The following is a 9,756-nucleotide window of genomic DNA, read 5'->3' as shown; positions in this document are numbered from 1 at the left end:
ATTGGTCTTGATGAAGAAAAGATAAGAAAGTATGTTCAATATCAAGAGAAACAAGAAAAAGTAGAAGAACAGCAGAAGTTGGATTTTGGCCCCTTATAGGGGCTTTTCAAGTCCACCTTCTTAGAGGGTGGATTCTTTAATCGATGAGCTACTAAAAATTAGAAACAAGTTAGTTTCTACCGCATATCGACTTGCTGATGCGCAGGTAAGAAACCTTGGAAGATCGGACATTCCAAATAAGGAGGAAGAAAGAATTGAAAGTTTTTTGAAAATAATCTGGGATGATTATGACAAGGAAGACCAAATTTCTAAAAAAGTAAATGAAACGGTCAAAACAATTGAAAATATATGTAAATCTATAATTCAGAAAAGTACTTAAAATGCTATTTTGAAATGCAAAATGAGCGTTTTATTATAACTTCAGCAGCTTTACTAAACTTTCAAAGTTTGGTAAAGCTTTAGCACCCCATCCTTCCACTCTACTTTCTACCTCCAATTAAACCTTCTTTTGATTTTTTCATCCAAGTGGAAACATTTTGAGAAAGAATTATGAAGAAAATAGGATTGAGTGTGGTATTGGCTATCGTATCCATAGGGATATCACTAACAGATGCCAGCGCACAGAGAGAAATAAGAAGGAGAACTACTGTAGTAGTAAAAAAAACGCCCAGAACAAAAGTGGTATATGTAAATCCCAAACCAAACGTGAGGGTGGTGAGGACGGTACCTCAACAGCATCGTGTGATCAAGCACAGAGGTGTATCCTATTTTTATAATGAAGGCTACTACTACAGACGCACCAGCAACAGGTACATCGTGATTCCCCCACCCAGAGGAGTAAGGATTTCAGTTTTGCCTCCAAGGTATTTGAGGATACAATTGGGAGGATTCCCGTATTTCTATTTTGGAGGAGTCTTTTACCTGCAAAGGAACAAGTCTTATGAAGTAGTACAACCACCAATAGGAGCTATAGTGCCGGATTTGCCGGAAGATGCAGACAAAATCACTATAGATGGTAAAGTACACTACGAATATGGAAACACCATTTACAGATTGGTGGAAACTGACAATGGTTTGCAATATGAGGTGGTGGGTGAATTGGAATAATAAAAAGCTCACCCCTGTAGGGCAAACCGCAGGGGTGACTTATGATTTGTTGAACACGAATCCCCTTTCGTCACTTCCTTCGTAAAAATCGACCTCTACTCCGATCAGGTACATCACATGTTTTTTGTCAACATAGATGGGGATGTCATTTTTTATATAGTCGATATCATCTTCCTTTTTTTTATCAAAACCCAGCATAAACCCCATTGATCCGCATCCGCCACCTTTTATGCCTATTCTAAGGCCATAGTCCGCAGGAATACCCTTGTTTTGCATAATGTTTATCACTTCTTCGGTAGCTTTTTCCGACAGGGTTACTGGTTCTATATTCATTTTCAAAAGGCTGTATTGTGATTGCCAAAATTAGTTAATTTTGGGTGTTACCTGAAGTTGTTACAACGTTATTGGATTACTTTTGTTAAAATGTAAACTCAGGAAGTGACTCAGGTTTTTACAGGTTGAATCTTAAAATTATAACAGATCGTTTGAATGGAAGCATTAATTGAATTTGGAAAAATAATATTGCCGGCTGGAGCCGTATTATATGCCGTTTTTTTAACTGTGAGGATGTTTTTGACCAAAGACCTGGAAAAAAGATTGCTGGAGTTGAAGATGAAAAACAGTGAAACGGTTCTTCCGATCAGGCTACAGGCGTTTGAAAGAATATGCCTGTTTCTGGAAAGAATTTCTCCCAATAACCTGATCATGCGGGTCAATGATGACGAATACAAGTCTGGACAATTTCAGCAGATATTGTTGCATGAGATCAGAGAAGAATACAACCACAACCTGTCTCAGCAAGTGTATATGGCCGATGAAACCTGGGATTTGGTGAAAAATGCTATGGAAGAAATAGTGATGATCATCAATGAGGCAGCAGGAGCTGTGGATCAGGACTCAAAGAGCATCGAGTTGGCAAAGAAGATTTTTCAGGTGACGATGAGCAGGGAAAAGCAAGCCGTTGATTATGCCCTTCAAACCCTCAAAGAAGAAATCAGACTTGTCTTTTAGCGTGTAATTCTATCCCCAGACTCCTGACTGCCAGGTAAGTTGTTCTGGGGTCTGTTAGTGTTGACTGTAACTCTAACAGATATCGCACAACTTGCCTAAAGGACGGCAGTCAGGAGTGCGGTAAGGAGGTTTTGTTTTTAAATTGCGTATGCCTTGAAGTGAAATCACATTTTTACCGTTCAAAACATTTCTTATCCAATATTTATTCCAATTGCTACCTTTGGATTTTCAAACTATGATAAACTATATCCGGTAATACTTGATTGAAAGGTAACTGTACTGCCTCAAAAACTATTTTATGAAACAATTAATCACTTTAATGGTTTGCAGTCTGATATTGGCATGCCAACCACAACAACAAAAGGAAGTAGTCACTGTTCCCGACAATCCATTTTTCAATACTTTTAATGAGGAGATAGACTTTGGTTCCATTGAGGCAAATCATGTAACAGAAGCCACAACTTATATACAAGAGCAAACAGATGCTGCGATCGCAAAAGTTATTGATATCGAAGAAGAAGACCGGACTTTTGACAATACTATGTTGGCTTTAGATGATTTACATGCTAATTTGGATGGCATAGCATCGGCTATTTATTTGATGTCATACACACATCCTGACTCTGTAATTCGCAGTAATGCATTGAAATCGAATACCATTTTGAGCCAATATACAAACAAAGTAGAGCTGAATGAAGACCTGTACAAAGCAGTGAAAAGTTTCTCAAAGAGTAAAAAAGCAGAAAAGCTTACAGGGTATAAGGCTAAATACCTGAAAGAAACAGTGGAAGAATTTGAAAGGAGTGGTTTCGGCTTGTCCAAGGAAGATAGAGAGGTATTGAAAGGCATTAACGACCAGATATCTGAAATTGGAGATAAGTTTTCTCAAAATATTGCTTCTTATAAAGATTTTCTTATTGTGAGTGAATCGGATATTGAAGGATTACCTGAAGATTATAAAGAATCCAGGAAGCAGAAAGACGGTACCTATAAAGTTGATCTCAGTTATCCTTCGTACAGGCCATTTATGAAGTATTGCAAATCTGAAAAGGCCAGAAAAGAATTGTATTTGAAATACATGAACAGAGCCTACCCTGATAATATTGAGGTACTTCAGCAACTGCTTCAAAAAAGAAAAGAAATGGCTGAATTGTTAGGTTACAACTCTTACGCATCCTATGTGCTGGAAGATAGAATGGCGAAAAATCCGGAATCTGTCTGGGCATTTGAGGGCAAGTTGATGGAAGACCTCAAGTCAAAAGAAATATCCGATTATCAGGAGTTGTTGGATATTAAAAAAAGCAAAACAGGAAAGTCTGATGTAATCAACAGTTGGGAGAGTAGCTTTTATTTTGACAAGCTACTGAAGGAAAAATATCAGTTGGATGGAGAAGAAGTGAAACAATATTTTTCACTGGATGATGTGATCAACGGACTTTTTACCATTACACAAACCATATTTGATCTTGAGTATCGGGAAGTAGAAAGTCCATCCGTTTGGCAGAAGGATGTCAGGATGTTTGAGGTGATCAAAGACGGTAAATTGAAAGGCAGGTTTTATCTTGATTTATTTCCCAGAGAAAACAAATACAATCATGCTGCCTGTTTTGGTATTAAAAGTGGGAAAATGACCACCAGAGGTTATCAGATCCCTACAGCGAGCCTGGTTTGTAATTTTCCTGAACCTACGGCAGACAAGCCTTCGTTAATGCCGCATAGTCAGGTAGAAACATTTTTTCACGAATTTGGTCATGTACTTCATCAGATGGTTACTACTGCCGACTTGTATTCCCAGTCGGGGACCAGTGTTTCACGAGACTTTGTTGAGGCTCCTTCTCAAATATTTGAAAACTGGGCGTGGAATTATGAAGCACTAAAACTTTTTGCCAAACACTACGAAACCCGTGAAGTGATTCCGGAAGCTTTGTTCAACAAAATGCTGGCCGCAAAAAATGTAGGATCAGCCATAGCGGCTTCCCACCAAGTGTTTTTTGGCACCTACGATATGACTTTGCATGATAAATATGATCCAAACGGAGAAGAATCAACCACTGATGTTCTGAAAAGAGTACAGGAAGAAACCACGATATCTCCTTACGTGGAAGGCACGCATTTTCAAACATCATTCGGACATCTTAATGGTTATGGAGCAAGCTATTATGGTTATCTATGGTCAAAAGTTTATGCTCAGGATATGTTCTCTGTTTTTGAGCAGAATGGTGTTTTAGATAAAAAAACAGGCAAACGCTACAGAGACATTATTTTGGCCAGTGGCAGTTCAAAAGAGGAGATTGAATTGGTAAAGGAGTTTCTCGGCCGGGAACCGAATAATGACGCTTTCCTTCGAGAGCTAGGTTTGTAAATGAAAATTAGGTGGTTGTCTTAAAGGACAGATAATTCCCAGATCGTCAGGCAGGTATTCTGGGATCTGTTCGAGAAATATCTATGATGCGTTTTCAAGGGGTACCGGAACAGCTTGTCTGGGCAGTCAAGAGTCCGGTAACTGTTGAATCTTTGTGAACCAGCCTCTTTAAAAAAATACAACAGAATTTTCTTTCAAAAAAGTTATGAATAGATGCTGAATTCAAGTATTTATTTATATTCGCTAAAAAAAAAACAGCAAATGATAAGTACCAACGAATACTTTGACGGGAATGTAAAATCTTTAGGATATACTTCAGCAGATGGTAAATCTACCATTGGGGTAATGGAAAAAGGAAGCTATGAATTTGGTACTTCTTCTCATGAAACAATGACAGTGATTGAAGGTATTTTGGAAGTTAAGTATGTTGGTGAAGACAGCTGGATATCTTATGGAGCCGGGCAGTCATTTGAAGTGAAAGCCAATTCTTCTTTTCAGGTAAAAACCGAAGGGCAATCATCGTATTTGTGCAAGTATGCCTGATTGCTTTAGAATTACAGAGCTTCATTTCTTCATTACAGAAACTACGTAAGCCTTGTCATTTTCTACAATCTGTCCCAGATAAGAATTTTTTTCTTAAAAAAATGGTTGTATGTATCATTGTGATTTATACGAGCGTAAACTCGTGTGACATTTGCATTTTTTTGCGTCTCAACTACAGAGGCTTGCCTGTAATAAATGATGCCTTATAGGATTAAATCCCATTTTTTTGTTTTGTTAAATAAATATTGCCCTATATGATATTCCCTCAAAAAGGCCTGAAATCAATTTCATTCAGTATCATTTTCATGATACTAACCCTAATAAGCTATAGCAGCCAGGCTCAAAAAGAAGATATCCAGAATCGGGAATCAGTAGATAGTCTTGCCAGTATGCAGCAGGATAGCCTGCTGGATTTGCAACAGCAGCAGTCTAAACTGCTGCAACAGGTGGCAGATTCGATTCGACATGCTGATAGTCTGCAGCAAGTGCAGCTATTAAAACAAATTTCAGATCTTCGGGCAAATGATAAAAGAAAACGGGCACAACTGGAGGCACGTCTGGATTCACTAAAGAAAAATCAGGAGCAACGTGATTTACTTGTAAAGCGGCAAGTAGATTCATTGAGAGCAAGTACTGTAGGCGTACCTGTAGTATTTTATGGGGATACTATCTTTTATATTTATTCTAAAATAGGGCCTTTTAGCCCTAGTGAAAGAGCAGCAAGCATTGTTCAAAAACTGGAAATTCTTGTTGGCGAAAGCTTGTATGATCCTGAAAAGCTGATAGTATTTGAAGGTACAGAAAGTCATGATATCATGCATGAAGACCTGATCATTCTCAGCATAATTGACCGTGATGCGTTCTGGCTTGATAAAAGTCGTAAAGAAGTGGCAGAAGAGTACCGACAGTCAATTTTGGTATGTGTTGCGGACTATAAAAACCGGACGGGATTAGTGCAGACGCTAAAGCGGATAGGTTATCTGGTACTGGTACTTCTGATATTCTTTATATGCATAAAGTACATGAACAAGGGGTTTACCCTGTTGAATATATTAATTTTAAGAAGAGGTAAAAGATACATCACTGGCGTAAAATTTAAGAGCTATGAATTTCTATCCATAGAGAGAGAAGAGCAACTTATCCGTTGGTTGATGAATACTGGAAAATGGTTTACCATAATTATAGTACTCTACTTAATGTTGCCAGTTGTGTTTAGTATTTTTCCTACTACAAAAGGGATTGCCAGCACCCTTATTGGATACGTGCTAAATCCGCTCACGACATTTGGTATGGCCATAATTGGGTACATTCCGGAGCTGATCACCATTTTCGTGATTTTGTTGATTACGAGTTACTTTGTGAAGTTTTTGAAATTTATTTCATCTGAAATAGAAACAGGGAAATTACAAGTACCTGGTTTTTATCCTGATTGGGCAGCACCGACCTTCAATATTGTAAAAGTCATGGTATATGCTTTTGCTTTTGTTCTAATTTTTCCATTCTTACCAAATAGCGACTCTGAAATTTTTAAAGGTGTAAGTGTATTTCTTGGTGTCCTATTTTCATTAGGCTCTTCTTCTGCCATAAGCAATGTGATAGCAGGTTTGGTAATTACTTATATGAGGCCTTTTAAAATTGGCGATCGGGTGAAAATAGGTGACACTGTTGGAGATGTGCTGGAAAAATCCATGCTTGTGACCAGAGTGCGTACCATAAAAAATGAAGACATAACGATTCCAAATTCGGCCATCCTCAACGGGAGTACTATCAACTATAGTTCGAGTGCAAAAGAACTGGGATTGATTTTGCATGCCAGTGTCACTATAGGCTATGATGTTCCGTGGCGACAAGTGCACGAATTGTTGATCAATGCAGCATTACAAACTGAATTTGTCAAACATGAACCCAAACCATTTGTGTTGCAAACAAGTTTGGATGATTTTTACGTCAGCTATCAAATCAACCTTTATACTGAAAATCCCGGTATAGGAGCTAAAATTTATTCACAATTGTACTGCAATATTCAGGATTTCTTCAATGAGGCAGGAGTGGAAATTCTTTCTCCGCACTATCGTGCCGCCAGAGATGGCAATACTATGGCTGTACCACCTGACTATCTGCCTTCAGACTACAAAGTCCCGTCTTTTAATGTGCAAATGAAAAAGGATGGAGAAGTATAAATCTATGATGGATTTATTGGAGAAGCCCTTGTCGAGCAGTTTCTCGTTTTGATGATAGCAACCAGTACACTGTAAGCCAATATCAAGGAGGAGTAACAAATTATTGTTAAAGCTAAAAGTTCAAAGTGCAGTATTTAACTCGTTTATCATTTGCTTACTTACTAATTAGTAAGTAAAATTGCCTTGTGAAAGATACCAGAACTGATATTGTGAACCTGGCTGAGAAGCTTATCCGAACCAGAGGTTACAATGGATTTAGCTATAAAGACATTTCAGCTCCTCTCAATATTAAGAATGCGGCGGTGCATTACTATTTTCCTACTAAATGTGATTTGGGACTGGCTGTGGTAAACAGAAACAGAAATGCTTTTGAGATAGAAACCAGGAAATGGAGCAAAGAATCTCCGGACGTACAATTGTCCAGATTTATGAAAATATACGAAGACAGCCGTGCTGCAAAGATGGTGTGTTTTATGGGTGCTTTTGGTTCTTCTTATGATAGTCTGCCTTCAGAATTGCAAGGTGCTCTGACCATCGCAGGTGCAGAGATCAGGCTATGGCTTAAACAGTTGCTGACAAAAGGATTGGAAGAAAATGTATTTGCATTCACGGAAAATATTGAATGCAAAGCTGATTCTATTATATCCGCACTGTTGGCCTCTCTTATTTTGGGTAAGGTTACAGGACAGGATATTTTGGCTAATGTGCGTAATGTGATAAATAATACGATTTAAAAAATTTGAAACATAAACTTACTTATTGATAGGTATAATTTGAATAGATATGAGTGATATTAGAGTAGTTGTTACAGGGTTGGGAGCGTTAACTCCCATAGGAAATACTGTAGATGAATTTTGGAGTAATGCCATCAATGGAAAGAGTGGTGCTGCTGCTATCACCAAATTTGATACAACTCATTTTAAGACAAAATTTGCTTGTGAACTCAAGAATTTTTTCCCGGAAAAATACCTTGACAGGAGTGAGATTAAGAGAAGTGATCTGTTTACTCAATACGGACTTTATGCAGCGACTGAGGCACTGACGGATAGTGGACTGAATTTGGATTCTATTTCTCCTTTTGACATTGGAGTCATCTGGGGATCGGGACAAGGGGGAATGGATACTTTTGAAAAGGAGGTTAAGAACTATGCTGCAAATGACTTCAAACCACATTTCAGTCCTTTCTTCATACCTAAGTTGATTTCCAATATGGCTTCAGGAATGATTTCCATAAAGTTTGGTTTGATGGGGATCAACTATACTACTGTATCTGCCTGTGCCACATCCAACTCGGCGATAATGGATGCCTACAACTATATCAGGTTGGGTAAGGCAAAAGTTTTTGTAACCGGAGGGTCGGAATCCCCGATCAGTGAAGCATCGATTGGTGGTTTTAATGCCATGAGAGCCATGTCCACCAGAAACGATGATCCTGTGGAAGCATCCAAACCTTTTGATGTGGATCGAGATGGATTTGTGATGGGAGAAGGAGCTGGAGCACTGATACTGGAGGAATATAACCATGCCAAGAAAAGAGGTGCTAAGATCTATGCAGAAATAGCTGGAGCATCAATGACGGCTGATGCATACCACATTTCAGCTACTCACCCCGAAGGGTTAGGTGCAGCAAAAGCCATGGAATTTGCTTTGCATGAGGCAAAACTGAACCCTGAAGATGTGGACTATCTCAATGCACATGCCACTTCAACACCCGTGGGAGATGTGAGTGAAATCAATGCCATTATGAAGGTATTTGGTGACAAACCCGATAACCTGAAAATAAGTGCCACAAAATCTATGACAGGTCATCTATTGGGAGCTGCTGGCGCAATAGAAGGTATATTGTCTATCAAATCAATACAGGAGGGAATAATTCCACCTACGATAAATATTTCAACTATTGATCCTATGATTCCTGAAAAACTGAATATTGTTGCCAATGCCGCCCTTGAAACTGACGTGAAAGTTGCGTTGAGCAATACTTTCGGCTTTGGTGGGCACAATGCCATCGTTTTGTTCAAAAAGATGGTATAGCGAAGAGAATCCTGTAAGGTTTATAAAACCTTGCAGGATTAATTCTTTTTATTATGAAATAAGCTGCCATTGATGACTACCATAACTTCTGACCCTTCGTTTCTGCGTAGGTAGAAATCTCATTACGATGTGTTGCTTTACTAAGCTTTTAAAGATTGGTAAGCTGTTAAAACACTAAGCTTTAAGAATCCTGAAAGGCTTCTCAAAGCACATTATAGTTAGGACTTCATTTTAACCTAAAGTGTAAAAGCTACTTTCTGATCACAATTCGAAATGAAGAAAAAGGCACAAGCGATACACATTCGCCAGTTTTTTTACTGTAAGTACTAAAAAGCCCTATAAAAAAAGCATGGACGACTATTTAATAGCCGCCCATGCCCAAGCTGGTTGTAATGTTTCAAAATGACTACCAATTATCTGTATCTGTATGCGCTTTTTTGTCTGTAGTTGCGGCCTCCGAAGTTGTTGTTTAGTTTCAGGATCACTCTGCCGGTGTAGGTTGGTTGCAGGTTTCTCATT

9 protein-coding genes are annotated in these 9,756 nt (G+C 38.5%); 8 read left to right on the top strand and 1 reads right to left on the bottom strand.

All coding sequences use genetic code 11. The features are described from left to right. Positions 1-127: 127 nt before the first annotated feature. Entirely contained in the window at positions 128-379 is a 252-nt protein-coding gene (locus AAOP42_RS00925) for a hypothetical protein (protein WP_349526570.1), read from the top strand. A gap of 170 nt (positions 380-549) precedes the next feature. Beyond that, positions 550-1,107, top strand: coding sequence for a DUF6515 family protein (locus AAOP42_RS00920; RefSeq protein WP_349526569.1), 558 nt, complete (start codon positions 550-552; stop codon positions 1,105-1,107). 39 nt (positions 1,108-1,146) lie between these two features. Here the strand turns inward: AAOP42_RS00920 and AAOP42_RS00915 are convergent, their stop codons facing one another. Further along, positions 1,147-1,440 (bottom strand): HesB/IscA family protein, encoded by a 294-nt coding sequence (locus AAOP42_RS00915; protein ID WP_349526568.1) that lies wholly within the window; start codon positions 1,438-1,440, stop codon positions 1,147-1,149. 156 nt (positions 1,441-1,596) lie between these two features. Here AAOP42_RS00915 and AAOP42_RS00910 point away from each other — a divergent pair, with 156 nt between their 5' ends. The 6 genes from AAOP42_RS00910 (at position 1,597) to fabF (ending at position 9,237) form a co-directional block, all read left to right on the top strand. Further along, positions 1,597-2,118: a DUF7935 family protein gene (locus tag AAOP42_RS00910; protein WP_349526567.1), complete on the top strand. Its 522-nt coding sequence runs from the start codon at positions 1,597-1,599 to the stop codon at positions 2,116-2,118. Between the two features lie 298 nt (positions 2,119-2,416). Next, complete coding sequence (locus AAOP42_RS00905) at positions 2,417-4,480, top strand: M3 family metallopeptidase (protein ID WP_349526566.1); 2,064 nt, start codon at positions 2,417-2,419, stop codon at positions 4,478-4,480. 261 nt (positions 4,481-4,741) lie between these two features. Further along, positions 4,742-5,023 carry a pyrimidine/purine nucleoside phosphorylase gene (gene ppnP / locus AAOP42_RS00900; protein ID WP_349526565.1) on the top strand — a complete coding sequence of 94 codons (282 nt, stop codon included), beginning with the start codon at positions 4,742-4,744 and terminating at the stop codon, positions 5,021-5,023. Positions 5,024-5,328: 305 nt separating this feature from the next. Continuing rightward, positions 5,329-7,203 (top strand): mechanosensitive ion channel family protein, encoded by a 1,875-nt coding sequence (locus AAOP42_RS00895; RefSeq protein ID WP_349526564.1) that lies wholly within the window; start codon positions 5,329-5,331, stop codon positions 7,201-7,203. A 185-nt stretch (positions 7,204-7,388) separates the two neighbouring features. Then, positions 7,389-7,937 carry a TetR/AcrR family transcriptional regulator gene (locus tag AAOP42_RS00890; protein ID WP_349526563.1) on the top strand — a complete coding sequence of 183 codons (549 nt, stop codon included), beginning with the start codon at positions 7,389-7,391 and terminating at the stop codon, positions 7,935-7,937. A 49-nt stretch (positions 7,938-7,986) separates the two neighbouring features. Continuing rightward, positions 7,987-9,237 (top strand): beta-ketoacyl-ACP synthase II, encoded by a 1,251-nt coding sequence (gene fabF, locus AAOP42_RS00885; RefSeq protein ID WP_349526562.1) that lies wholly within the window; start codon positions 7,987-7,989, stop codon positions 9,235-9,237. Positions 9,238-9,756: the final 519 nt, after the last annotated feature.

Origin of the sequence: Reichenbachiella sp. MALMAid0571 (genome assembly GCF_040151475.1) — a bacterium.
Classification (GTDB): domain Bacteria; phylum Bacteroidota; class Bacteroidia; order Cytophagales; family Cyclobacteriaceae; genus CAXBNB01.
This window is presented reverse-complemented; position numbering and strand designations above follow the sequence as displayed.

Bases quoted from the DNA above. Each gene is read 5' to 3' on its own strand.
- AAOP42_RS00920 (WP_349526569.1), top strand. From the start codon at position 550: ATGAAGAAAATAGGATTGAGTGTGGTATTGGCTATCGTATCCATAGGG.
- AAOP42_RS00915 (WP_349526568.1), bottom strand. From the start codon at position 1,440: ATGAATATAGAACCAGTAACCCTGTCGGAAAAAGCTACCGAAGAAGTG.
- AAOP42_RS00910 (WP_349526567.1), top strand. From the start codon at position 1,597: ATGGAAGCATTAATTGAATTTGGAAAAATAATATTGCCGGCTGGAGCC.
- AAOP42_RS00905 (WP_349526566.1), top strand. From the start codon at position 2,417: ATGAAACAATTAATCACTTTAATGGTTTGCAGTCTGATATTGGCATGC.
- ppnP (WP_349526565.1), top strand. From the start codon at position 4,742: ATGATAAGTACCAACGAATACTTTGACGGGAATGTAAAATCTTTAGGA.
- AAOP42_RS00895 (WP_349526564.1), top strand. From the start codon at position 5,329: ATGATACTAACCCTAATAAGCTATAGCAGCCAGGCTCAAAAAGAAGAT.
- fabF (WP_349526562.1), top strand. From the start codon at position 7,987: ATGAGTGATATTAGAGTAGTTGTTACAGGGTTGGGAGCGTTAACTCCC.